At 75.4% G+C, this 24,522-nt stretch carries 19 protein-coding genes; 6 read left to right on the plus strand and 13 right to left on the minus strand.

The window, feature by feature from the left end; translation table 11 throughout:
* Nucleotides 1-36: 36 nt before the first annotated feature.
* Both PATMI_RS0123070 and PATMI_RS0123075 read right to left on the minus strand, forming a co-directional pair.
* The gene (locus tag PATMI_RS0123070; RefSeq protein ID WP_026912610.1) at nucleotides 37-987 is read right to left on the minus strand and encodes a quinone oxidoreductase family protein; all 951 of its coding nucleotides are present in this window, start codon (nucleotides 985-987) and stop codon (nucleotides 37-39) included.
* A 121-nt stretch (nucleotides 988-1,108) separates the two neighbouring features.
* Complete coding sequence (locus tag PATMI_RS0123075; RefSeq protein WP_026912611.1) at nucleotides 1,109-1,801, minus strand: SDR family NAD(P)-dependent oxidoreductase; 693 nt, start codon at nucleotides 1,799-1,801, stop codon at nucleotides 1,109-1,111.
* A gap of 102 nt (nucleotides 1,802-1,903) precedes the next feature.
* Here PATMI_RS0123075 and PATMI_RS0123080 point away from each other — a divergent pair, with 102 nt between their 5' ends.
* Nucleotides 1,904-2,725 carry a helix-turn-helix transcriptional regulator gene (locus PATMI_RS0123080; protein WP_026912612.1) on the plus strand — a complete coding sequence of 274 codons (822 nt, stop codon included), beginning with the start codon at nucleotides 1,904-1,906 and terminating at the stop codon, nucleotides 2,723-2,725.
* 71 nt (nucleotides 2,726-2,796) lie between these two features.
* On the opposite strand, the gene PATMI_RS35365 is transcribed toward PATMI_RS0123080, so the two are convergent.
* Nucleotides 2,797-6,051, minus strand: coding sequence for an SdiA-regulated domain-containing protein (locus PATMI_RS35365; protein ID WP_051472191.1), 3,255 nt, complete (start codon nucleotides 6,049-6,051; stop codon nucleotides 2,797-2,799).
* Between the two features lie 203 nt (nucleotides 6,052-6,254).
* Here PATMI_RS35365 and PATMI_RS32720 point away from each other — a divergent pair, with 203 nt between their 5' ends.
* Nucleotides 6,255-9,059, plus strand: a complete 2,805-nt coding sequence (locus PATMI_RS32720; RefSeq protein WP_036726311.1) for an AAA family ATPase — start codon at nucleotides 6,255-6,257, stop codon at nucleotides 9,057-9,059.
* Between the two features lie 12 nt (nucleotides 9,060-9,071).
* Here the strand turns inward: PATMI_RS32720 and pcaD are convergent, their stop codons facing one another.
* The 9 genes from pcaD to PATMI_RS0123135 all read right to left on the minus strand — a co-directional run bounded on the left by pcaD (nucleotide 9,072) and on the right by PATMI_RS0123135 (nucleotide 16,850).
* Nucleotides 9,072-9,842: a 3-oxoadipate enol-lactonase gene (gene pcaD / locus PATMI_RS0123095; RefSeq protein ID WP_026912613.1), complete on the minus strand. Its 771-nt coding sequence runs from the start codon at nucleotides 9,840-9,842 to the stop codon at nucleotides 9,072-9,074.
* A 6-nt stretch (nucleotides 9,843-9,848) separates the two neighbouring features.
* The gene (locus PATMI_RS0123100) at nucleotides 9,849-11,039 is read right to left on the minus strand and encodes a thiolase family protein (RefSeq protein WP_026912614.1); all 1,191 of its coding nucleotides are present in this window, start codon (nucleotides 11,037-11,039) and stop codon (nucleotides 9,849-9,851) included.
* A gap of 4 nt (nucleotides 11,040-11,043) precedes the next feature.
* The gene (locus tag PATMI_RS0123105; RefSeq protein WP_026912615.1) at nucleotides 11,044-11,841 is read right to left on the minus strand and encodes a CoA-transferase subunit beta; all 798 of its coding nucleotides are present in this window, start codon (nucleotides 11,839-11,841) and stop codon (nucleotides 11,044-11,046) included.
* 76 nt (nucleotides 11,842-11,917) lie between these two features.
* A complete protein-coding gene (locus PATMI_RS0123110) occupies nucleotides 11,918-12,736 on the minus strand; it encodes a CoA transferase subunit A (RefSeq protein ID WP_026912616.1) in 819 nt (272 codons plus the stop codon).
* Complete coding sequence (locus PATMI_RS0123115) at nucleotides 12,729-13,427, minus strand: alpha/beta hydrolase (RefSeq protein WP_026912617.1); 699 nt, start codon at nucleotides 13,425-13,427, stop codon at nucleotides 12,729-12,731. Before PATMI_RS0123115 ends, PATMI_RS0123110 begins: the two co-directional genes overlap by 8 nt.
* Nucleotides 13,424-14,608 carry an FAD-dependent monooxygenase gene (locus PATMI_RS32725; protein WP_036726313.1) on the minus strand — a complete coding sequence of 395 codons (1,185 nt, stop codon included), beginning with the start codon at nucleotides 14,606-14,608 and terminating at the stop codon, nucleotides 13,424-13,426. Before PATMI_RS32725 ends, PATMI_RS0123115 begins: the two co-directional genes overlap by 4 nt.
* Before the next feature lie 6 nt (nucleotides 14,609-14,614).
* Complete coding sequence (locus PATMI_RS0123125) at nucleotides 14,615-15,406, minus strand: dioxygenase family protein (protein ID WP_026912618.1); 792 nt, start codon at nucleotides 15,404-15,406, stop codon at nucleotides 14,615-14,617.
* Complete coding sequence (catC, locus tag PATMI_RS0123130; protein WP_026912619.1) at nucleotides 15,403-15,702, minus strand: muconolactone Delta-isomerase; 300 nt, start codon at nucleotides 15,700-15,702, stop codon at nucleotides 15,403-15,405. Before catC ends, PATMI_RS0123125 begins: the two co-directional genes overlap by 4 nt.
* Nucleotides 15,702-16,850: a mandelate racemase/muconate lactonizing enzyme family protein gene (locus PATMI_RS0123135; protein ID WP_051472192.1), complete on the minus strand. Its 1,149-nt coding sequence runs from the start codon at nucleotides 16,848-16,850 to the stop codon at nucleotides 15,702-15,704. The genes catC and PATMI_RS0123135 overlap by 1 nt, the downstream gene beginning before the upstream one ends.
* 88 nt (nucleotides 16,851-16,938) lie before the next feature.
* Between PATMI_RS0123135 and PATMI_RS0123140 the strand changes: the two genes are divergently transcribed.
* The 3 genes from PATMI_RS0123140 (at nucleotide 16,939) to PATMI_RS0123150 (ending at nucleotide 19,861) form a co-directional block, all read left to right on the plus strand.
* Nucleotides 16,939-17,832, plus strand: coding sequence for a LysR family transcriptional regulator (locus PATMI_RS0123140; protein WP_026912621.1), 894 nt, complete (start codon nucleotides 16,939-16,941; stop codon nucleotides 17,830-17,832).
* 121 nt (nucleotides 17,833-17,953) lie between these two features.
* Nucleotides 17,954-18,946 carry an NAD(P)H-dependent flavin oxidoreductase gene (locus tag PATMI_RS0123145; protein WP_211241779.1) on the plus strand — a complete coding sequence of 331 codons (993 nt, stop codon included), beginning with the start codon at nucleotides 17,954-17,956 and terminating at the stop codon, nucleotides 18,944-18,946.
* A 123-nt stretch (nucleotides 18,947-19,069) separates the two neighbouring features.
* The gene (locus tag PATMI_RS0123150; protein WP_026912623.1) at nucleotides 19,070-19,861 is read left to right on the plus strand and encodes a LolA-like protein; all 792 of its coding nucleotides are present in this window, start codon (nucleotides 19,070-19,072) and stop codon (nucleotides 19,859-19,861) included.
* A gap of 21 nt (nucleotides 19,862-19,882) precedes the next feature.
* On the opposite strand, the gene PATMI_RS0123155 is transcribed toward PATMI_RS0123150, so the two are convergent.
* Nucleotides 19,883-21,421: an acyl-CoA synthetase gene (locus PATMI_RS0123155; RefSeq protein ID WP_026912624.1), complete on the minus strand. Its 1,539-nt coding sequence runs from the start codon at nucleotides 21,419-21,421 to the stop codon at nucleotides 19,883-19,885.
* Between the two features lie 241 nt (nucleotides 21,422-21,662).
* Between PATMI_RS0123155 and PATMI_RS32730 the strand changes: the two genes are divergently transcribed.
* A complete protein-coding gene (locus PATMI_RS32730; RefSeq protein ID WP_036726315.1) occupies nucleotides 21,663-24,431 on the plus strand; it encodes an AAA family ATPase in 2,769 nt (922 codons plus the stop codon).
* The last annotated feature ends 91 nt before the right edge of the window (nucleotides 24,432-24,522 follow it).

The raw sequence follows: 24,522 nt of genomic DNA on the forward strand, positions 1-24,522 counted from the left end.
ACGTGGTCCCCCTGGGAGCGACGCCCCGCGCGCCGCTCACGAGGCGTCCCCCGCGAACGTGATCACCAGACGCCCGCGCACGCCGCCCTCGTCCTGCCGCCGGTGGGCGTCGGCCGCGCGCTCGGCCGGGAAGGTCTCCGCGACGGTCAGGGGCAGCGTGCCGGCCGACGCGAGCTCCCGCAGGTGCTCGAGCGCGGCGGTGTCCTCCAGGCGGGTGCGGACGAACACCGTGTGCCGCACGATCCCGCGCTCGGTCTCGTCCTGCTGCCCGCGGACGACGGCCCAGCCGCCGCCGTCGCGGATCGCCGGGAACAGCGGCGGCCCGATCAGCGCCGTGTCGAGCGCCCCGTCGACGCCGTCCGGCACCAGCGCGAGGACGCGGTCGGCGAGTCCGTCCCCGCGGTCGACGACGTCGTCCGCCCCGTGTCCGCGGACGAGGTCGTGCTCGTCGGGCCGGGCGTCCGCGACGACGCGCAGTCCGCGCTCCTTGGCGAGGGGGATCATCAGGGTCGCGAGCCACCCCGCGCCGCCCGTCACCAGCAGCGTCGCGCCGCCCGGCAGGTCGAGCTGGTCGAGCGCCTCGATCGCGGTCAGCCCGTTCATCGGGAGCGTCGACGCCTGCAGCAGCGTGGCCCCGTCCGGGATCGCCACGACCGACGCCGCGGGCACCACGAGCGACGACTGGTACGCCCCGCCGTCGGGCCGCGCGGGCAGCACCGCGGCCATCACGCGGTCGCCGACGGCCAGGCGGTCGACGTCCGGGCCGACCGCGTCGACGATCCCGGCGGCGTCCATCCCCGGGACGATCGGCGACGACGGCTCGGCGGACCGCGACGCCGCACCGCTGCGGGTCAGGAGGTCCGTCGGGTTGACCGCCGCGGCGGCGACCGCGATCCGGACCTCGCCGGCACCGGGCTCCCGCGTCGCACGGTCCTCGAGCGTCAGCACGTCGGGGTCGCCGAAGGTCGGAACGGTGATGGCGGTCATGGGCCGACGCTAGCGAGCGGCCGCCGCGGGCCCGTCGGCGCGGGCGCATGCCGCGCGGCCGACGTCCCGGCCGCGGACGAGACCGCCACGACGCGCGCCGGCCCCGCACGACGCCCCTCGGTCACCAGGCGACGGCCCCCTGGTCGTCGAAGTACTCGCCCGTCGGGCCGTCGGGCCCGAGCGTCGCCGCCCGGACGATGACCTCGGCGCCCTGCTCGACCGTCCGGTGGCCCTCGAAGTCGTTGAGGGCCGTGGCGGTGAAGCCCGGGCAGACGGCGTTGACGCGGTACCGCGGGAGGGCACGGGCGAGCTTCAGGGTCACCATGTTCAGGGCGGACTTCGACGTCGGGTAGTCGAGGCCGTCGTACGCCGACTGGCCCGAGCCGTCCGTGGCGGTCTGCGACAGCGAGGCGAGGCTGCTGGAGACGTTGACGACGACCGGCGCCGGGGAAGCGTCGAGGAGGTCGCGGAAGGCGAGGGTCAGGCGGACGGGCCCGATGACGTTCGTGGCGAGGAGATCCACCATCTCGGCCGGGTCGGTGTCGAGCACCGGGCGGCGGGTGGCGCTGATGCCGGCGTTGTTGACGAGGACGTCGAGCCCGCCCGCGTCGGCGACGGTGGCGCGGGCCGCGGCGACCGACGCGTCGTCGGTCACGTCGAGCGCGACGAACCGGGCGCCGAGCTCGTCGGCGGCGGCGCGTCCGGCGGCGGGGTCGCGGGCGCCCACCCAGACGTCGTGGCCCAGCTCGACGAGGCGGCGGGCGGTCTCGCGACCGAGGCCCTTGTTGGCTCCGGAGATCAGGATCGTGGTCATGCATCCACGGTCCCGCGGCCGCCGGGACGGGACAAGGGACCGCCGCAGCCGGGTACTCGCAGGGCCACCTTCGCCGCGGCCGGGGCTGGGACACTGGGGACCATGGACGACGACCTCGGGGCGTGCCTGCGCGCCTGGCGCGACCGGCTCCCGCCTGACGAGATCGGCCTGCGGGCAGGGGGTCGGCGCCGCGCGCCCGGGCTGCGCCGGCAGGAGGTCGCCGAGCTCGCGGGGCTGTCGGTCGAGTACCTGGCCCGGCTCGAGCAGGGTCGTGCCGCCCGGCCGTCCGCGGCGGTCCTCGGTCCGCTCGCCCGGGCGCTCCGGCTCTCCGACGCCGAGCGCGACCACCTGCTCGCGCTGGCCGGCCACGCGCCCGGATCGTCGCGCGTGTCGCCGCACATGACGCCCGGGATCATGCGGATCCTCGACCGCCTGGACGGCACCCCGGTGCACGTCTCCGACGACCGCTACACGGTGGTGCACGCCAACCGCCTGGCGATCGCGGTCCTCGGCGACGACCTCGTCGGCACGAACTACGCGCGGACGATGTTCCTCGGCGGCGGGCTGCGGATCCGCGACGACGACGGCCACCACGACGACTTCCGGACGCGGATCGTCGCCGAGCTGCGGCGGTCGCTGACGACCTCGCCCCGCAGCGCCGCCGTCCGCGAGCTCGTCGACGAGCTGCTCGACGCGAGTCCCGACTTCGCCGAGCGGTGGGCGCGGGCCGAGGTCGGCGGCACCGGCTCGCGCCGCAAGGTCGTCGACCACCCGGAGGTCGGGCGCTTCACCGTCGACTGCGACGTGCTGCACGTCGAGGACTCGTCGCTGAAGCTCATCGTCTACACGGCGCAGCACGGCACCCCCGACGCCGACGCCCTGGCGCTCCTGTCGACGATCGGGAGCCAGCGCTTCTCGGGGTGAGATCCGGGGCGGGGCCCGCGCCGGACGCCCCGCCGGCGTCCGGCGGGGCGTCGTGGGCGGAGGGTGCCGTCCTACCGCGTGACCCGCACCGCGATCGTCCGCGTGACCGTGCGACCACCGACCGCGAAGGCGACCTTCACGGCGTGCGTGCCGACCTTCGTGGTGCGCAGGACGCGCAGCCGCAGCACGAGGGTGCGCGCCTTGCCGGGCTCGATCGAGTGGACGACGACGCGCTTGGCACCGGTCGTCCGGAGGCCCTTCGCGGTCGTGATCCGGGCACCGAACCGGCCGACCTCCGCGGTCGTGTCGTTGGCGAGCTCCAGCTTCAGGGTCACGAGCCGGCCGCGGCGCGCCGCGACCTTCGAGCGCGACGCGACGATCGCGAACGTGCCGTCCCTGCCCGCCGGACCCTGTGCCCCCTGCGGGCCCGTGGCGCCGTCCTTGCCGTCGGTGCCGTTCGTCCCGGCCGCGCCGTCCTTGCCGTTGGAGCCGGCCGCGCCGTCCTTCCCGTTCGTCCCGGCGGCGCCGGTGTCACCCTTCGGACCCGCAGCGCCCGTGTCACCCTTCGGACCCGCGGTCGCCGCCGTGCTGGCCGCGGTCAGGGACACCGTCGTCGGGCTGCCCGCGACGTTCGACGGGATCACGAGGGCCGCGGCCGACGTCGCCGTCGCGCGGCCGGGCGAGAACCGCACCTGCACCTTGCACGTCGCCCCCGGGGCGATCGACTGGTCGGTGCACCGATCGCTGGTGAGCAGGAAGTCGCCCGCGGACGCCTCGTCGGCCTCGCGGATCGAGACGCGGCCGATCGTGACCGCCGCGTCGCCGCTGTTGGTCAGCGTGACCCACTGGCCGGGGCCGGTCGTGCCGACCTCCTGGGCCGGGAACGACGGGGTGTCCGTGGTCAGCTTCGGGCCGACCGCGGCGTTCTTGATCGTGCCCGGGGACGCGATCTCGTCGTGGGCGAGGAACGCGCCGCGCTGACCGACGACGCTGAGCGTCGAGATCACCGGGAGCGGCAGCGTGAAGCTCCCGCGACCCTCGGCGTTGTCGAACGAGACCTTGTCGGTCGACGCGCCGAACGCGACGCCGGTGACGCGGTCGCCCGACCCGTTGAACAGGTTGACCGCGTCGGCCGTGGTGCTGAGCCCGACACCGCCGCCGCTGTAGAAGCCGATCTGGAACCCGGCCGGGACGCTCGAGCCGAACCAGGCGGACTTGAACGCCGCGACCTTCGTCGCGTCGCCCTCGAGGAAGATCGCGGACTGGCCCGGTGCGAGCGTGCCGACGCCGCTGAGCGCGACCGCCGACGCGAAGGCGTTGGAGTTGTCGTCGACCTTCCACCCGGTCAGGTCGACCGTGCGGTTGCTGGTGTTCGTGACCTCCCACCAGTCGGCGGCGTAGGTCGCGTCGGAGCTGCCCCACGGGGCGACCTCGGTCACCGCGACGGGGGTCGGGACGGGTGCGACGCCCGGGGACCCGGTCTCGCCGCCCACCGTGCTCGCGCCGTTCTGGCCCGCGGTGCTGAGGGTCGCGACCTTCGGCAGCGGCGCCACGGTGCCCCCGAGCCCGGCGGTGTTGTCGAACGTGCGACCGCTGGTCGACGCGTCGAAGGCGATGCCCGTGACGCGCGTGCCCGTGGCGTCGAAGACGTTGACCTGGTCACCCCCGGTGCCGAGGCCGATCCCGCCGCCGCTGTAGGTCCCGATCTGGAAGCCGGCCGGGACGCTCGAGCCGAACCACGCGGACTTGAAGGCGTCGGCCTGCGTGGCCGTCCCCTCGATGAAGACGGCGGACTGCCCCGGCGCCAGGCGCGGGACCCCGTTGAGCGCGACCGCGCTGGCGGCGGACGCCGAGTCGTCGTCGACCTTCCAGCCCGTGAGGTCGATCGTCGTCGTGCCGGTGTTCGTGAGCTCCCACCAGTCGGCGGCGTACGGGCTGTTGCCGCTGCTCCAGGGCGAGACCTCGGAGACGATCACCGACGGTGCCTGGCCCCCGCCCGCGACGGGCGTGACGTTCAGCGTGTACGGGGTGCTCGTCGCGTCGGGCGTGGTGCCGACCGCGGGGTCGTCGACCGCGACGCTGACGGTGTAGCTGCTCTTCGTCGCGGCGTTCAGGGTCGTGCCGGCCTTCAGGTACAGCCCGGTGCTCTCGACCTCGAAGCTCGACGCGTCGGGGCCGGTCACGGAGAGCTGGTTCGTGCCGATGCCGTCGTCGGTGACCGAGACGTCGGCGACCTTCACGCGGGTCGCGGTGCTCGAGTTCTCGGCGATCGACGCCGTGCGGTTCGTGAGCGCGACGGCCGTCGGCGCGAGGTTCGTCGCCGTCGACGGCGCGTAGACCCAGAGCTGCGGGTGGTCGATGTCGCCGCCACCCTCCTCGCTCACCGTGTAGATGCGCCCGGCGTCGTCCATCGTGACGCCCTCGTGCGTCTGGTCGGGGATCGACTTCGGGGTGTCGGCGTCGCCGACGATGGTCAGCGTGCCGGACACGTTGCCGGAGCGGTCGACCTTGACGATCTTCCCCGACTCCTGGCTGATCAGGAGCATGCGGTCCTTGTCGGGACCGGTCAGGCCGCTGAGGTTCGACAGCGAGAAGACGTCCGAGATGTCGGTCGTCGGGACGAGCGCCGGGTCGAAGAGATCGGTCGATCCGGTCGCGGTCGGCGAGCCGTTGGTCGCGGTGCCGGCGTCCCAGTCGATGCCGGTCTGGAAGAGGCCCTTCGGGTCCTTCTCCTTCGCGACGAGGAACCCGCCCGTCTTCGGGTCGTTGCTGACGCCCTCGAAGCCGACGTTGCCGATCGTGGTGCCGAGCTTGACGGTCTTCGTCTGCGCGCGCGTGAGCGTCGTGCCGGGTGCGTACGTGAACCGCACGAGTTGCCGGTCGCGCTCCTCGGTCATGACGAACTGCCCGTTCCCGATGTAGGTGATGCCCTCGTTGTCGTAGAAGGTCGTGCCCTGCGGGCTGCTGCCCGCCGCGAGCGTCATCGAGTCGATCAGCGCACCGTTGGTCTTGCTCACCTGCGTGACGGACGTGCCGCCGTCGCCGACGACGAACAGCGAGTCGGTGTCCCAGTTGTAGGCGACGCCCGACGCCTCCTGGGCGAGCAGGCTGCCCGCCGGGGCGACGGTGCGGGTCGGCTCCGGCAGGTCGTACCTGCCGACGCGGACGTAGGTCGAGAGGTCCACGCCGCTCAGGGGCGCCGCGGACGCCGCGGCGATCGGCTGCGCGGCGAGCGCCGAGGCCGTGGCGGCGAGGCCGACGGCCACGGCGCGGACCGCGCGGCGGCGGGATGATCGGTGGGTGACGACGCGGGCGGGGTCGTTCATACAGGCTCCTTCGCGAGGCGTCGCACGATGCGGACGCCGGGACGGGCGGACGCTACGACGGCCGCATCGCCACGCTGTGAACCGGTCGTCATCGCCGCGCCAACAGGTGGTGACGCGCCACGTCGCTCCCGCGCCGTCCGGAGCGGGTGCGCCGGACCGCGGGCGGCCGCCCGCCACCCCGCGAGACCGTAGGGTTGGGGTGGATGACCGGCGGACTGCGGGAACGCGACGGGACGCTCGCCCTGGTCTCGGCCGCCCTGGAGCGCGCACGGGACGGCCGCGGCGGTGCGGTGGTCGTGGTCGGGGACGCGGGGACCGGGAAGACCTCGGTGCTCGAGGCCGCCCGCCGCGCGGCGGGCGGGACCGCGACGGTCGCCGTCCGGGCGGAGGAGATGGAGACCGGCGTCCCGTTCGGCGTCCTCGACGCGCTGCTCCGCGCCCTCGGCGACGCACCGGGCGCCGGCGACGGACCGGACGCCGTGGACCCGACGGTGCCCTTCGTCCGCGCGCTCCGACGGCTCGAGCGGCACGACGGGCCGCTGCTCGTCACGCTCGACGACCTGCACTGGGCGGACGAGGACTCGCTCCGGGTCGTGGCGTTCCTCGTCCGGCGCCTCGCGGCGCTGCCCGTGACGTTCGTCGGGGCGCTGCGGGCCTGGCCGCCGCACGCCCACGACCTCGTGCACGCGCTCGAGGCCGACGGCGCGGTCGACGTCGCACGCCTGGGACCCCTCTCGCGCGACGCGAGCCGTGCGCTGCTCGTCGAGCGCGCCGGGCGGGAGCTCCCGACGTCCGTCGCCCGACGGGTGTGGGAGCTGTGCGGGGGCAACCCGCTCCTCACCGGGTACGTGGGCACCGCGCTGGGCCGGGGCGAGGACCCGCTCGGCGACCGCGCCGTCGCCCCACCGGCCGAGGTCGTCCCGCACGACCCGGGCGTCCCCGGCGGTCCCGGCACCCGGCTGCTCGTCGGGCGCTTCGCGGGCCTGGACGACGACGCACTGCGGCTCGCGCGGACCGCGGGCCTGCTGGGGACGAGCTTCCGGCCGGAGGTCGCGGTCGACGTGGCCGGCCTCCCCGCGCCGCGGTCCCAGCGGGCGCTCGAGGCGCTCGTCGGGTCCGGGCTCGTGCGGGAGGACGGCCACGACCGGCTCCGGTTCCTCCACCCGCTGCTCGTCCGCGCGCTCCACGACGACGTCGCACCGGCCGTTCGACGGCACCTCCACGGGCGTGCGTTCCGGGAGCTGGCCCGCCGCGGGCTGTCGGCGGAGGCCGTCGAGCACGCGGTCCGCGCCGACCTCTCCGGCGACCGCGACGCCGCGGGCCTGCTCGAGCGCGTCGGCCGCGGTGCGCTGCGGGACGGGGCGATCGAGGCGGCCGTGCGGCACCTCGGGACCGCCGTCCGCTTCCTCGGCGACGACGCCGGAGCCGCGCTCCGCACGGCGCACGCCGAGGCGCTGTGCGCGGCGGGACGGGCCGCCGACGGCGCCGACGCCTGCGGCCGGGTGCTCGCGGACGCGGAGCTCGGGTGGTCGGCGCGGATCGACGCGCTGACGCTCCTGGGGCGCTGCCGCTACCTGACCGGCGACCCGGAGGGCGGGGCCGCCGCGCTCGAGGACGCGGTCGTGCTCGCCGCCGAGCACGACCCCGCCCGCGCCGTCGGACCGCTCCTGGACCAGACGTCGAGCGTCTGGGTCGCCGAGGGGCCCGCCGCGGCGCTGCCGCTGGCCACGCGCGCCCGCGGACTGGCCCGCGACGCCGCCCCCGACGTGCGCGACGCGGCACTCGCCCATTGGGGCAGCCTGGCCGCGGAGTGCGGCGAGGTCGACGGGATCGTCACGACGCGCGAGCTGGCGCGGAGCGGCCGGCGACCACGGGTCGACGACGTCCCGGTGTCCGAGCTCGTCTCGCCGCTCGCCGTCGTCTACCCGGTCGCCCACGGCGCCCAGTACGACGAGCGGCTCGACGACTGCCTGAACGCCCTGGAGCTCGTCCGGGGCCGGCTCGACGACGCGGGCGCGGCGGGCTCCGCGGCGATGGTCAACCTCTTCCTCGGCAACCACCTGCTCCGGCGCGGACGGCTCGACGAGGCGCTCCGGGCGGCCGACCTCGCCGGCCTGTTCTCGGAGCTCACTCCGTTGACGATCCCGGTCGCCGCGGCGCTCCGGGCGCAGGCGCTGGTGTGGTCGGGGCGCGCGGACGAGGGGCTCGCCGAGGCGGAGCGGGCGCTGCGGCTCGCCCCCGGCGCCTGGCTGATCCGGCTGTGGTCGGCGATCCCGCGCGGCCTGCACCTGCTGTGGGCGGGCGACGGCGCGAGCTCCGACGCGTTCCTCGACGTCGAGCAGATCGTCGACGCCGTCGGGATCCGCGAGCCGAACCACACGCAGTGGACCGGGCACGCCGTCGCGGCCCACCTGCTCGCCGGCCGCGACGCCGACGCCCGGCGGGTCCTGCACCGCCAGGCCGAGGCCGCGGACGGGCACCCGACGCGCTGGCCGGCGTTCGTCCGCGACCTGTCGCACGGGCGGATCGCCGAGCACGACGGCGAGGACGAGGCGGCGCTCGCCGCCTACGAGCGGGCGCTGGCCGGCCTCGGCGACGTCGACCTGCCGCTGCAGCGGGCCGAGGCGCTCCTCGCCGGCGGCGCGCTGCTGCGACGGACGCGCGCGTCCGTCGCGGCGCGGCCGTGGTTGGCCGAGGCGCTCCGGATCGCCGACGCCCACGGCGCGCGCCCCATCGCCGATCCCGCGGCGGTCGAGCTGCGCCTCGCGGGCGGCCGGCGACGACGCGCCCACGACCGCGACCGGCTGACGGCGGCGGAGCTGCGCGTCGCCCGGGCCGCCGCCGACGGGCAGAGCAACGCCGAGATCGCGGCGGTCCTGCACCTCTCGACGAACACGGTCGCCACCCACCTCAAGCGCGTCTACGCGAAGCTCGGCGTCGCCGGGCGCCACCGGCTGCGCGACCTGCACCTCGACGCGCACGCGGCGGAGGCCGCCGCCGGACCGTAGGCCGCCCGTCCCTCAGGCCGAGAGGTGGTGGAGCATCGCCTCCGCGACGACGTCCGGCCGCTCGAGCGGCGCGAGGTGCGAGGCGCCCGGCACCACCGCGAGGCGTGCACCGGGGATGCCGTCGGTGAGCGGGCGGAGGTGGTCCTCGAGCGTGGTCGCCGGGTCGTCGGCGCCGGCCAGGACGAGCGTCGGGGCGGTGATCCGCCGCAGGTCGGCGCGGAGGTCCATCGCCCCGATCGCCGAGGCGCAGCCCGCGTACCCCGCGGCCGGGGTGGTCGAGACGGTCCGTCGCAACGCGGCCTCGGTGCCCGGGTGGGCGGCGCGGAACGCGGGCGTCACCCAGCGGTCGATCGAGCCGTCGGCCAGCACGGACGTGCCGTCCCGCAGGACTGCCTCGACGCGGGGGTCCCACATCCCGGGACCGCCCAGGTGCGCAGCGGTGCAACAGAGGACGAGTCGGTCGACCCGGTCGGGCGCGTGGATCCCGAGCCACTGGGCGACCATCCCGCCGAGGGACACCCCGGCGACGTGCGGCGCACCGAGCCCCAGGGCGTCCTGCAGGGCGAGGACGTCGTCGGCCAGGTCCGCGAGGGCGTAGGGCGGCGCCGGTGCCGGGCTCGCGCCGTGGCCGCGCAGGTCGACGAGCACCGGCCGCAGGCCGGCCGCGCGAAGGCGCTCCGCGACGGGGCGCCAGACCTCGCGGTCGGTCCCGATGGAGTGCAGGAGCAGGACCGCCGGCGCGTCCGCGGGACCCTCCTTCTCGTGGGCGAGCACGACGGTCACGGGCGCTCACGCATGCAGCACGACCGCCAGGCCCTGCCCGACGCCGATGCAGATCGCCGCGAGGCCCCAGCCACCGCCGTTCGCGTGGAGCTGGTGCGCGAGCCGGCCGACGATCCGCCCGCCCGACGCGCCGAGCGGGTGCCCGATCGCGATCGCGCCGCCGTGGACGTTCAGGACGTCCGGGTCGAGCTCCGGCCAGCCCCGCAGGCACGCCAGCGACTGGGCGGCGAACGCCTCGTTGAGCTCCACCGCGGCGAGCTCGCCCCAGCCGATGCCGGCGCGGCGCAGGGCCGCGTTCGCCGCCTCGACGGGGCCGTAGCCGAAGACGTCCGGATCGATGCCGGTCGCGGCACGGGAGACGATCCGGGCGAGCGGGTCGCGCCCGAGCGTGCTCGCGGCCGCCTCGCTCCCGAGCAGCACCATCGACGCGCCGTCGTTGAGCGGCGACGCGTTGCCGGCGGTCACCGTGCCGTCCTCGCGGAACGCGGGCTCCAGGGTCGCGAGCTTCTCGAGCGTCGTCGTCTCGCGGATCGCCTCGTCGCGCTCGAGCGGGACGCCGGGAACCGCGACGATCTCGTCCGCGAACACCCCGTCGGCCCACGCCTTCGCGGCGCGCTGATGGCTGCCGTGCGCGAACGCGTCCTGCTCCTGACGGGTCACGCCGTGGATCGCCGCGAGCTTCTCGGTGCTCTCGCCGAGCGAGATCGTCCACTGCTCGGGCATCGCCGGGTTGACCATCCGCCAGCCGAGCGTCGTCGAGTGCAGCGTCTCGTGGCCGGCCGGATAGGGCCGCGAGGGCTTCTGCAGCACCCACGGCGCACGGCTCATCGACTCGACGCCGCCGGCGACGACGACCTCCGCGTCTCCGGTCTCGATCGCGCGGGCAGCCTGGATCGTGGCCTCGAGGCTCGACCCGCACAGCCGGTTGACGGTGACGCCGGGGATGCTCGTCGGCAGGCCGGCGAGCAGCACGGCCATGCGCGCGACGTCGCGGTTGTCCTCCCCCGCCTGGTTCGCGCCGCCGAGCACGACGTCGGCGATCCGCGCGGGGTCGAGGTCGGGGGACCGCTCCAGGAGCGCCGTCAGGGTGCTCGCGGCGAGGTCGTCGGGCCGGACGCCGGCGAGGGCGCCGCCGAACCGGCCGAACGGGGTGCGGACCGCGTCCAGGACGTAGGCGGCGGAGGACGACGTGGTCACGCCGTCACCGTCCCACGAGCTCCCGCAGCGCGGTGAGCTCCTCCGCCGTGGGCTCGGCCGTGCGACGCGGGTCGTCGGCGACCCGCAGGTCCCAGCCGGTCCGCTCGCGGGCCTGCTGCACGGTGGCCCCGGGCAGCAGCTCCACGAGGACGAGCTCCTTCGTGACGGGGTCCGGCTGAAGCACGCCGAGGTCGGTGATGACCGCGGACGGGCCGCGGCCCCGCAGGCCGAGGCCCTCGCGCGTGATGCCCGCGGGCTCGCCCGGGATCGACCCGAGGACGCCGTCGGGGTCGGCGTGCCCGACGGTCGTGACGAAGTCCAGGCGCTCCACGAACGTGCGGGTGGTGTGCGGGACGATGACGACGACCTCGCCGCAGCCGCCGGCGATCTCCGGGGCGCCGCCCGCTCCGGGCAGCCGCGTGCGGGGCGCGTCGTACTCGCCGATGACCGTCGAGTTGAGGTTCGCGTAGCGGTCGACCTGTGCGGCGCCGAGGAACGCGACGTCGATCCGGCCCGCCTGCACCCAGTAGGCGAACATCTCGGGGACCGCCACGACGGCGTCGGCGGTCTCGGCCAGCTCGCCGTCGCCGATCGACAGCGGGACCCGGCGCGGCTTCGCGCCGATCGTGCCGGACTCGTAGACGAGCACGAGCGCGGGGTTGTGGACCTCGCGCGCCAGGATCGCCGCGGTCGACGGCCTGCCGACGCCGATGAAGACGACCTTCGCGGACGTGAGGCGGCGGGCGGCGACGATCGTCTGGACCTCGCCGGTGGTGGCCGGGGCCTGCTTCACGGTGCTCATGCGCTGGTCCTCCTGCGCTGGTTCGTGGTGCCGTTGCGCCCGTGCGGGCGGGAGTCGGCGGGCCGGGCGACGCGGCTCATGTCACGGGGGCCGACGCGTCGAGCACGTGCTCGTCCATCCAGGCGGCGAACGTGTCGCGGTCGCGGGAGACGCGGTCCCACTCGCGGTAGGCGGCGTTGTCGCGATCGGTGATCCCGTGCGCGTAGGAGGGCTGCGACCCGCCCGGGGCCTCGGCCACCGCGTCGATCGTCCAGCCCGGCAGGACGACGCCGCCGGGTCGCGGCACGAGCTCGTCGACGATCCGCTCGACCGTCACGAGCGAGCGCGTCGCGGCCAGGACCGCCTCCTTCTGCACCCCCGGGATGCCCCAGAGCTGCACATTGCCCTGCCGGTCGGCCTCCTGCGCGTGGACGATCGAGACGTCCGGGTGCAGCGCCGGGACGGCCGCGAGGACCTCGCCGGTGAACGGGCAGGTGACGCGCTCGACGCGCGTCCGGGCCTCGAGGTCGGTGCCGCGGTAGCCGCGCAGGACCGCGAACGGCAGGTCCGACGCACCGGCCAGGTACCGGTTCGCCATCCCGGCGTGGCTGTGCTCCTCGATCTCGATCGGGTGCGGCCAGCCGTGCTCGATCGCGTCGCGGAAGCGGTGCAGCGACCCGACGCCCGGGTTGCCACCGTAGGAGAACACGAGCTTCCGCGCCGCGCCGACGCCGACCATCTGGTCGTAGAGCACGTCGGGCGTCATCCGGATCAGCTCGAGGTCGCGGCGCCCCTGGCGGAGGATCTCGTGGCCGGCCCGGAACGGGATCAGGTGCGTGAAGCCCTCCAGCGCGACCGCGTCGCCGTCGCGGACGAGCCCGGCGACGGCGGAGCGCAGGTCCGTGACCTCAGCCATTCGTGCTCGGGACCGCGACGTCCTGGAGGACGCGGGCGACCTTCGCCGCGACGGTCACCTGCGGGAAGTGGCCCGAGCTCAGGTGGACGACGTGGTCGGCGGCGCCGGACATCCCGACCTGCGCGGGCGCGGGGATCGCCTGGTCGTCGTCGCACACGACGTAGGTCGTCGGGTGCGGGTGGGTCCGGCCGGTGGTCTCCGACGCGAACGAGGAGAGGCTGTGCGGCCGCAGCCTCGCGGAGAGCTCCGCGGAGCGGTCGGCGTCGAGGTCCGCGCACATGATCCGCCGCGCCCACACCGGGTCGGAGGTGACGCTGATCGTGCCGTCGCCGTTGTCGGCCGCCCACTCCGGGGCGGCACCGAGGATCGAGAACATCGACGCCCCGGGGGCCGGCGGCCAGAACGCGGTCAGGTAGACGCTGTGGACGATCCGCGGGTGGTCGGCGACCTCGTTGACGACCATGCCGCCGTACGAGTGGCCGACGAGGACGACCGGGCCGTCGACGTCGTCGATCGCCGCGCGGACGGCCGCCGCGTCCGCGTGGAGGTCGCCGAGCGCGGCCGCGTCGTCGCCCGTCGACGGCAGCTCGATCGTCACCGCCGGACCGTCCAGGTGCGGGAGGAGGTCCTCCCACGCCCAGGCGCCGCACCAGGCGCCGGGGACGAGGACGTAGGTCGGGGTCTCGCTCATCGGGCTTCCTCCGTCTGCGCCGACAGGGCGACGCGGGTGTCGTGGCCGTGGATCCAGCCGAGGTCGTGGGTGAGGTTCGACAGCCCCGCGTCGCGGGCGGCGACGCCGGCGTCGTCCCGTGCGTGGAGCAGGTCGGCGGCGCGGCGGGTCCACGCCTGGACCCTGGCGGTGCGCGGGAGGCGGAGCGCCTCGTAGACCTCGATCGCGGGCACGGGGTCCTGCGGGTCGGCGTCGGCGAGGAGCGCGGCGAGCGTCGCGGCGTCCTCGATCGTCGTGTTGGCGCCCTGGCCGTTGTGGGGCAGCATCGCGTGCGCGGCGTCGCCGAGCAGGACGACGCGTCCGTCGTGCCAGGTGTCGAGCGGGTCGTGGTCGTGCAGCGCCCAGCGGGCGCCGTTCTCGGGGGCGCCGACCATCTCGGTCACGGCCGGGTGCCAGCCCGCGAAGGCCTGCAGCGCGTCGGCGGTCGTGCAGTCCTCGCGCCAGGTGTCGGACGTCCACCCCGGGACGCGGACGACGGCGAGGAAGTTGACCGCCCGGCCGCCGTCGATGGCGTAGTGGAGGAGGTGCGCGCCGGGACCGGCCCAGAACTGGATCGCGTCGGGGTCCGGGAGCGACGGAAGCTCCTCGACGGACACGATGCCGCGGTACCCGACGGTCCCGGAGAAGACGGCGTCGGACCCCAGGCCGAGCGCGCGCCGGGTGCGGGAGTGCACGCCGTCGGCGCCGACCACGACGTCCGCGCGGACGGACGCACCGTCGGCGAACCGGAGCGTCGCGCCGTCGTCGTCGTGCTCGACGCCGGCGCACGAGCGGCCGAGGTGCACGTGCTCGGGACCGAAGCGGTCGGCGAGCAGCTGCAGGAGCGGCACGCGGTGCACGCCGTAGTAGGGGGCGCCGAACGCCTCCCGGTAGGTCGGGCCGAGCGGGTCGTGCGCGACCGTCGCACCGGACAGGCCGTCGCGGATGAAGAGCGCGGAGGACTCGGTGGAGATCGCCGCGAGTCCGTCCTCCATCCCCAGCCGGTGCAGCTCGCGGACGCCGTTGGCCGACAGCGCGACGGCGGCCCCGACCTCCCGCAGCTCGTCGGCCTGCTCGAAGACGTCGACCTCGACGCCCTGCTCCCGGAGCGCGATCGCGAGCGTCAGCCCGCCGATCCCGCCCCCTGCGATCGCGACGCGCACCGCGGCCTAGGCGACCGCGCCGGCGGTGTCGGGGGTGGACGCGTGGACCGTCGCCAGCGTGAAGTCGTAGGAGAACGAGCGCTCCGGGGCGTACGGACCGACCTCGGGCTTCACGACCAGCTCGTCCTTGACGGCGCCCGCGACGTCGTCGTCGAGGTGCTCGCCCTGGTCGAAGAACAGCTGCGTGACGAGCTCCTCGTGGCCCTCCGCCGTGACGATCACGTGGATGTGCGCCGGACGCCACGGGCTCCAGCCGGCGGCCTTGCACAGCCGCCCGGTCGGCCCCTCGGTGGGGATCGTGTACGGCGCCGGGAGGATCGTCCGGATCTCGAAGCGGCCCTCGTCGTCGGCGATCACCTTGCCGCGCAGGATGCCCTCGGGGAGCCGCGCGTCGAAGCCCGAGTAGAGGCCCTCGGCGTCGGCCTGCCAGGCGTCCAGGACGGCACCGGGCAGCGGCGTCCCGGAGGCGTCGACCACGCGCCCGGTCATGACGATCCGCTCGCCCTGCTCGTCCTCGCGGCGCGGCAGCTCGAACGGCGCGGACAGCACCGGGGCGCCCTCCAGGTGGTACGGCCCGAGGATGGTGCCCTTGGAGCCCTCGCGGCCCTTGAAGGCGTTCTGCTCGACGGCGGACTCGACGAAGACGTCGAGGAACAGCGGCCACTCGCCGGCCTCGCCGACGTCGATGAGCCACTGCTTCAGTGCGCCGAACTCCTCGTACGTGAGGTCGCTCGCGGCGATCTGCTCGTGGATGTGGCGCAGCAGGCCGCCGGCCAGCTCGTCGGTGCGGGTGCTCATCGGGTGCTCCTGAGGTCGTCGTCGATCGCCGAGGGGTGACGGGCGAGAGGGGTGACGCGGATGTCCATGTACGGGAAGAGCGGCAGGCCGCTCAAGAGGTCGTGCAGCTCGTCGATCGAGTCGACGTCGAAGACGCTGACGTTCGCGTAGCGCCCCGCGACGCGCCAGAGGTGCACCCACCGGCCGTCGCGCTGGAGGTCCTGCGCGAGCGCCTTCTCGCGGGCCTTCAGCTCGGCCGCCGCGGCGGGGTCCATGTCGTGCGGGAGGGCGACGTCCATCGCCACGTGGAAGAGCATCAGCGATCGATCCGGTGGTGGGTGAGGCGCTCGTCGTCGACCAGGGCCCCGAGCCCGGGCGTGGCCGGCAGCACGGCGTGGCCGCCCGTGATGTCCGGCGGCGCGACGACGAGGTCGTCGTGGAGGTCGGCGAAGTTCGTGACCTCGGCGGGGCGCCCCGCGGTGGCCGCGGAGGACGCCGCGAGCGCGATCGAGGCGAACGCGCCGATCGCGCCCTCGTACTGCGAGCCGACGACGACCGGGACGCCGACGCCGTCGCAGAGCCCGACGATCCGCCGGGACTCCGAGAACCCGGTGCGGGCGGCCTTCACGCACACCTGGGAGACGGCGCCCTCGTGCAGCGCCGCCCGGACGGTCGGCAGGCTCGTGCAGCTCTCGTCGCCGACGAGCGGGACGGGCCACGCCTCCGCCAGTCGGCGCCGCCCCTCGGTGTCCGTGACGTCGATCGGCTCCTCGATCGCGATCACGCCGAGCTCGAGCAGCCCGGGGGTCGCGGCGAGCGCCTGCTCGACGCTCCAGCCGCGGTTGGCGTCGACGTAGAGCCCGGCGTCGGGAAGCGCCTCGCGGACGGCGCGGACGGCGGCGACGTCGAGCTCGGGATCGCGCCCGACCTTGACCTTGAACGCCAGGACGCCGAAGCGCTCGAAGGCCTCGACGGCGTCGGCGGCCATCTCCTCCGGCGTGTCGAAGGAGACCATGTGCGCCACGGGCACCGCGTCGGCGAACCCGCCGAGCAGCCGGTGGACCGGGACGCCGAGCTCCTTGCCGCAGAGGTCCCAGATCGCGATGTCGAGCGCCCCGCGGGCCACCCGGTCGGCGCCGGGGACGTCGGCGCGGGAGGCGAGCAGCTCGCGGCGCATCGGGTCGATCCCGTGGAGGCGCGGCGCGAGGTCGCGCTCGATGCTCGCGACCATCGACTCCTGGGTGCCGCCGTAGGTGTAGGGCCGCGGTTGCGCCTCGGCGATCCCGACGTGCCCGGAGTCCGAGTGGATGCGGACGAGGACGTTGTCGGCGACCGTGATCTCGCCCGACGCGAAGCGCCCGGGCCGGCGGTAGGACAGCCGGACGGGGATCGCCTCGACGCGCACGATCCGGGTCGCGGTGGCTAGCGGGGCGGCTGCCGGGTGGGTGGCGTCGAGCGGGTCCATCGGGTGCACCCTCGTCGCTCGCTGTGCCGCGTGCAAGTCACAGTTCCGCTCGATTGTGCGGCTTTTCCGCATGATCTAGGGTGGCCCGATGCGGACGGACCTGCTGGGCGCGTTCCTCGTCGTCGCGGAGGAGCGCCACTTCGGGCGGGCGGCGCTGCGCCTGCACCTCGGGCAGTCGCCGCTGTCGCAGCGGATCCGGCGACTGGAGGACGACGTCGGGGCCCGGTTGTTCCACCGCTCGACGCGACGGGTCGAGCTGACGGCGGCCGGCGAGGCGCTGCTGGCGCGGGCCCCGGCGATCCTGGCCGCGCACGCGGAGGCCGCGGACGAGGCCCGTCGGGCGGCCGCGGGGGAGCTCGGCCGGCTGCAGGTCGGATTCACGGGGTCGGCGACGTTCTCGCTGATGCCCTCGCTCGTGGCGACGCTCGTGCGGCGGCTGCCCGGCGTGCGGCTCGACCTGGCGGGCGAGCTCCTGACGCCGACGCAGGTCGCGCGCCTGACCGACGGCACCCTCGACGTCGGCCTCCTCCGTCCCCCGGTGCGTGGCGACGAGCTCGCGGTCGAGGTCGTCCGGAGCGAGCCGCTGGTGGCGGTCCTCCCGGCCGGGCATCCGCTGGCGACGCGGGGCCGGGTCGCCGTCGCGGACCTCGCCGGCGAGGCGTTCATCGCGTACCCCTACGACGCGCGCTCGGTCCTCCACGACGCGGTGGAGGCCGCCTGCCTGGAGCACGGCTTCCGTCCGGAGGTGACGGCGGAGGTGGCCGAGACCGCGACCCTCGTGTCGTTCGTCGCCTCGGGTCTCGGCGTGTCGCTCGTGCCGGCGTCGGTCGCCGCGCTCAGCATCGAGGGCGCGGTGTACCGCGACCTCTCCGACTCGGCCGTCCCCGTCGAGCTGGCCCTCGCGTGGCGCCGTGACGACCCCTCCCCCGCGCTCGCACGGGCGCTGCCGATCATCCGGGAGCACCTGAGCGCCGCCGCCTGACCCGGTGGCGCGACCACCCGCCCGGCCGGGGTCCCGCCCCGGGGGCATCTTGCTCTGCCGAAGTGCGGGTCTCGGTCGCGCTCGTCTTGTGCGCGCCCGGACGCCCGGTGATCGTGGCGACGTGCCCACCATCTCCACGCGGTTCACCGAGGCCTTCGGGGTCGAGCATCCGATCACGCTGGGCGGCATGCAGGCCGTCGGCCGCGCCGAGCTGATCGCGGCCGCAGCCGACGCCGGCTGCCTCGCGTTCCTCTCCGCCCTCACCCAGCCGACCCCCGACGACCTCCGCCGCGAGATCGACAGGACCCGGCAGCTCACCGACAAGCCGTTCGGGGTCAACCTCACCATCCTCCCGTCGATCACCCCACCCCCGTACGACGAATATCGCCGCGCGATCATCGACGAAGGCATCACCGTCGTCGAGACCGCCGGCTCCAACCCCGAAGAGCACGTCGACGACCTCAAGTCCCACGGCATCAAGGTGCTCCACAAGTGCACCGCCGTCCGCCACGCCGTCAAGGCGCAGAAGCTCGGCGTGGACGGCATCTCGATCGACGGGTTCGAGTGCGCCGGCCATCCCGGCGAGGACGACATCCCCGGCCTCATCCTCATCCCCGCCGCCGCCGACCGGCTCACCATCCCGATCGTCGCCTCCGGCGGCATCGCCGACGCCCGCGGCCTCATCGCCGCCCTCGCCCTCGGCGCCGACGGCATCAACATGGGCACCCGGTTCATGGCCACCCAGGAATCGTTCATCCACCAGGACGTCAAGCAACGGATCGTCGACCACACCGAACGCGACACCGCCCTGCTGTTCCGCACCATGCACAACACCGCCCGCGTGGCGAAGAACGCCATCACCGCCGAGGTCCTCGAGATCGAGAAGGCAGGCGGCCGGTTCGAGGACGTCCGGCACCTCGTCGCCGGCTCTCGTGGGCGCGAGGTCTACGACTCCGGCGACACGGACGCCGGGATCTGGTGGGCCGGCATGACCCAGGGCCTCATCCACGACATCCCCACCGTCCACGACCTCATCGACCGCATCATGCGCGAGGCCACCGACACCATCGACCGACTCACCGCGCTCAAGGGCGCGGCCGCGGTCGGGGGCTGAGCGGGGCGGGACCGGACCCGGGCGCCGCCGTCGGTCGCGGCGCCCCGACGACGTCGCGACCGGCACGCGCGGCACCCGTGAGGAGCGACGCATGCCCGCGACGCGGGCGGGTATCCCGGGCGCATGCGCGTGCATCGGGCCCTGTCCCTCGCCGTCCTCGTCCCGGTCGTCGCCCTCGGAGCCTCCACAGCGGGTGCCGCCGACGGCGACGCGAAGGACCCCCGGCAGCTCCTGAAGGACGCCGCCGCGAGCCTCGCGAAGGTGAAGAGCTACCACGTCTCCGCGAGCTCGACCGACGCGGACGGCACCCTCCGCTACACCGCCGACGTCCAGGCGTCCGGCAACGCGAACGTGACGCTGAAGGGCGCGAACGGGACGTTCCGGCTCCGAAAGGTCTCGTCGACGACCTACCTGAGCGGCGACGCCAGGTACTGGAGGAACGTCGGCGGCAAGCAGGGCGCCGCGCTCGCGAAGAAGCTCGCCGGCCGATGGATCAAGGTCGCGAAGGCGGACGCCAAGGAGTTCGCGGGGATCTTCACCGAGATCGCGCCCGAGCGGATCGCGTCGTGCCTCGTCGCTCCCGGGACGACGGGCACGCTGACCGCCGGGAAGGCCTCCTCGGTCGGCGGCACGAAGGCCGATGTCCTCGTCGACGCCGGCGACGAGCCGGGAACCGCCCCCGGCAGGCTGTTCCTCGCGGCCTCCGGCGACCCGCTCCCGCTGCGCCTCCTCCAGACCGGCAAGGTGAAGCCGGGCGGCAAGGCGACCTCCTGCACGGACCCCGACGACACCTCGACGGCGTCGGACCTGCGCTTCTCGAAGTTCGACGAGAAGCTCACGATCCGTGCGCCGAAGAAGGTCCTGAAGGCCCCGAGCACCGGGTCGGGCGGCGGCAGCACCGGCACGCCCGTCTGACCGCCCGCCCCGGGCGGCGCGTCAGGCCTGCGCCGCCTGCGCCTTGTACTCGTCGACGAGCAGCCGCTTGTAGAGCTTGCCCGTGTCGTGCCGCGGGAGCTCGGCGCGGAAGTCGAGCGAGCGCGGGCACTTGACGTCGGCGAGGCGGGAGCGGCAGAGGGCGATCAGGCGCTCGGCCTCGGCGGCCTCGTCCTCCGGAGCGACCGGCTCGACCATCTGGACCACCGCGTGGACCTGCTCGCCGAAGTCCGCGTGCGGGATCCCGAAGACGGCGGCGTCGAGGACCGTGGGCTCGGAGATCAGGACGTTCTCGGCCTCCTGGGGGTACACGTTGACGCCGCCCGTGATGATCATGAAGCTCTTGCGGTCGGTCAGGTGGAGGAAGCCGTCCTCGTCCAGCCGGCCGATGTCGCCGGCCGTCGCCCAGCCCCGCGAGTCGTGCGCCTCGGCCGTCTTGACGGGATCGTTGTGGTATTCGAACGGCGGCCCGTCGGAGAAGTAGACCGTCCCGATCTCGCCGACCGGGAGCTCCTGCCCGTCGTCACCGACGACGTGCGGGACGCCGATCGCCGCCTTGCCGACCGTGCCCGGGTGCGAGAGCCACTGCTCGCTCGTCACCCAGGTCAGGCCGCAGGCCTCGGTCGACGCGTAGTACTCGTGGATGATCGGCCCGAGCCAGTCGATCATCTGCTGCTTCACGTCGACCGGGCACGGCGCGGCGGCGTGCATGACGACCTTCAGGCTCGAGAGGTCAGCGGCGGCACGGGTCTCCTCGGGGAGGCGGAGCAGCCGCACGAACATCGTCGGGACCATCTGGGTGTGCGTGACGCCGTGGTCCGCGATCGCCTGCAGCGCGGTCTCCGGTGTGAACTTCTCCATCATCACGACGGTGCCGCCGAGCTGGTGGACGGCCATCGTGAAGCGCAGCGGCGCCGCGTGGTACTGCGGCGCGGGCGACAGGTAGACCGACTCCGGACCGACGCCGAGCATGTCGCGGAGGATCGGGACGACGATGATCGGGGCCTCGTCGATCGGCACCGTCAGGTCCTTCGGCTTGATGCCCTTCGGCCGCCCGGTGGTGCCGGACGAGTAGAGCATGTCCTTGCCGCCGATCCGGACGCCCTCGATCGGCGTGGACGGGTGCTCCGCGGCGGCGTCCTCGACGGCGCGGTACCCGTCGATCTCCCCGCCGACCGACAGCCGCGCGACGGTGTCGGGGACCAGGCCGTCGAGGGCGACGGCCGTCTCCGCGTACGCTGCGGAGACGACGAGCGCCCCGGCTCCGCAGTCCTGCACGATGTAGGCGATCTCCTCCGGCGTCAGGCGCGTGGAGATCGCGGTGTAGAGCAGCCCGGCGTAGTGGGCGCCCCACAGCAGCTCGAAGAACTCGATGGAGTTGTCGACGACGAGGGCGACGTGGTCGCCGGTCTCCAGGCCGAGCGAACGGAAGAGGTGCGAGACCCGGTTGGCGGCGGCGTCGAGCTCCCCGTAGGTGGCGCTGCGGCCCGAGACCGACAGGACGATCGCGGTGTTCTCGGGCGGATGGGCTCCGGGGTGCATGGTCGACGGCTCCGTCGGGTCGCAGGGGTGGACCCCGACCCTCTCGCATCCGAGCGTCCGCGTGCCATGGACCGCGGGAGGGGTTCTCCTCTCCCGCACGGGCTATGCGGACCGGCTCCCGGCGCGCGACTCCGGGCGCCCGGTGCGCCGTGGGCCGCGGCCGCGGGCACTCCCCGCGCCGCCGGTGGCGTGCTCGGCTGACGCCTCGGGGCCACGCGGTACCGGTGATAGCCTGCCCGCCGTGCTGGTGGGTCGCGACCACGAGCGGGCCACGATGCGTCGGCTCGTCGCCGACGCCCGGGAGGGACGGAGCGGCGTGCTCGTCCTGCACGGCGAGGCAGGCGTCGGCAAGAGCGCGTTGCTCGAGGACCTCGTCGCGGACGCCCCGGGCGTCCGGGTCCTCCGGGCCACCGGCCTCGAGCGCGAGGCGCATCTCGCGCACGCCGCGCTCGCCGAGCTGCTGGACCCGCTCCTGCACCTCCGGGACGGCCTCCCGCCCGCCCAGGCGCGGGCCCTCGGGTGCGCGCTGGCCCTCGAGGACGGGCAGGCGACGCCGTTCGCGGTCGCCGCCGGCGCGCTCAGCCTGCTGGCCGCCGGGGCCGAGGACGCCCCGACGCTCGTGGTCGTCGACGACCTGCAGTGGCTCGACGACGCCTCGCGGGGCGCGCTGCTCTTCGTCGCCCGCCGTCTGGACCGCGAAGGGCTCGCGGTCGTCCTCGCGGCCCGGGACGACGAGGGCCTCGACGTCCTCGATCTCGGCCTGCCGACGCTGCCGGTCACGGGCCTCGCCGCCGGGCCCGCCCTGCGGCTCCTCGACGACGCCGGGATCGCCCCCGCGGTGGCCGAACGCCTCGTCGCCGCCACCGACGGGAGCCCGCTCGCGCTGCTCGAGATCCCGACGCTCCTGACGCCGGAGCAGCGGTCCGGCGCCGAGCCGCTCGACGACCCGCTGCCGATCGGACGCGACCTCGAGCACGCGTTCCGGCGCCGGATCGGGAGCCTGCCCGTCGACGCCCGCCGCGCGCTCGTCGTCGCGGCGTGCGCGGGCGACCTCCGCCCCGACGTCGTCCTCGACGCCGTGGTCGGCAGCGGTCTGGACCGCGATGCGCTCCTGCCGGCCGAGGAGGCCGGCGTGCTGCGGCTCGAGCTCCAGCGGATCGTGTTCCGTCATCCGCTCTTGCGCGCCGCGACGCTGGCCACGGCGTCGCCCGTCGCCCGGCGGGCCGCGCACCGGGCCCTGGCCGCCGTGCTGCCCGAGGACGGGACCGCGCGAGCGTGGCACCTCGGCGCCGCGGCGGAGGGCGCGGACCCGGAGGCCGCCGGCGCGCTCGCCGCCGCGGCCGCCGACGCCCGGGATCGCGGCGCGCCGGACGAGGCCGCGCGCGCATTCGCACGCGCCGCGGACCTGGAGCAGGACGGAGACGCCCGCGCCCGGCTCCTGCTCGAGGCGTCGGTGCTCGCCGCGCTGGCCTCCCGTGCGCCCGAGGCCGTCACCCACGCGCAGCGTGGTGCCGAGCTCGCCCGCGACGAGCTGCTGCGCGCGGACCTGCGCGCCGCCGGCGCCCGGGCCGACATCCGCACCGGCGCGGCGTTGTCGGGCCGCGAGGTCCTCGTGCAGGAGGGCGAGCGCCTGGTGGCGACGGACCCCGCGCGGGCCGGGATCTTCCTGCTGGAGGCCGCCGTCGTCGACATGGCCTCCGGCCGGCTGCGGCGCATGGTCGACGTCGGTGCACGAGCCGCCACGCTCGCCCGACACGCCGTTCCGCCGGTCGCCTTCCTCGCCGACACGATCGTGGCCGAGGCGCGGCTCGCGCTCGGGGAGTCCGCGGCCGGGGACGCGGCGCTCGCCGCCTCGGAGGACGTCCTGCGGGCGTTCGAGGTCGGGACCGGGCCGCCGCCGGTCGTCGCGATGGCCGCCCACTCGTCCCTGTGGGTGGAGCGGTTCGAGCGGGCCGAGACGATCCTCGAGCGCCTGATCGGCCGCCTCCGCGACGCCAGCGCGGTCGCTGAGCTCGTCTACCCGCTCGCCGTCCGGTCGCACCTGGCGTTCCGGCTCGGGCGACTGCCGTCCGCGCGGGCCGACGCCTCCGAGGCCGTCCGGCTGGGCGACGCCACCGGGCAGGAGCTTGTGGTCGCCCACGCCCTCGGTGCCCTGGCGGAGGTCGAGGCCGCGCTCGGCCACGACGAGGACGCCCGCGCGCACGCCGGTCGCTGCCTCGCGCTCGCGCAGGCGCAGGGCGCCGACGCCACCGCGATCTACGGCCACGGCGCCCTCGCGTTCCTCGCGTCCGGGCGCCGGGACCCCGAGGAGGCCGTCCGGCGGGCGCTCGCCGCGGCACGGTCCGAGGCCCGCACGGACAACGACGAGCCCGGCATCGTCCGCTGGGCCCCCGAGCTCGTCGAGGCGCTCTGGCGGCTCGGACGCCACGACGAGGCGCGGGAGCAGGTGGAGCGGCTGCAGCGGCAGGCCGACCGTCCGGGGCACACCTGGGCGCGGGCGGTCGTGCTGCGTTCGCGCGGGCTGCTCGCCCCCGACGACGACGTCGACGACCTGTTCGCGGCGGCTCTCGCGCTCCACGACCAGACCCCGCAGCCGCTCGAGGCCGGCCGGACGCGGCTCCTGCACGGCGAGCGGCTCCGGCGCGCGCGCCGCCCCGCCGACGCGCGCGGTCCGCTGCACGGCGCGCTGGCGACGTTCGAGCGCCTCGGGACGCCGGCGTGGATCGAGCGGGCCCGGACCGAGCTGCAGGCGTGCGGCGGCCAGGAGACGCCCGCGGTCGCGACCGTCGGAGCGGTCGAGGCGTCCGCCGCCGTCGCCGAGCTGACGCCGCAGGAGCTGCAGATCGCGCTGCACGCCGCGCGCGGGATGACCAACCGCGAGGTCGGCGCCGCGCTGTTCCTCGCCCCGAAGACCGTCGAGCACCACCTGAGCCGCACCTTCCGCAAGCTCGGCATCCGCCGCAGGGTCGAGCTGGCCGACGCCCTGCGCGCCGAGCCCGCCGTCGCGTGAGCCGGGTCACGGACCGGGGTCCCGCCCGCGAGCACCGGGGTCGCCCCAGGGGCAACCCCCCGATGTGCGGACGCGGGCACCGTTCCACGAT

It is taken from the genome of Patulibacter minatonensis DSM 18081 (assembly GCF_000519325.1).
GTDB classification, from domain to species: Bacteria; Actinomycetota; Thermoleophilia; order Solirubrobacterales; family Solirubrobacteraceae; genus Patulibacter; species Patulibacter minatonensis.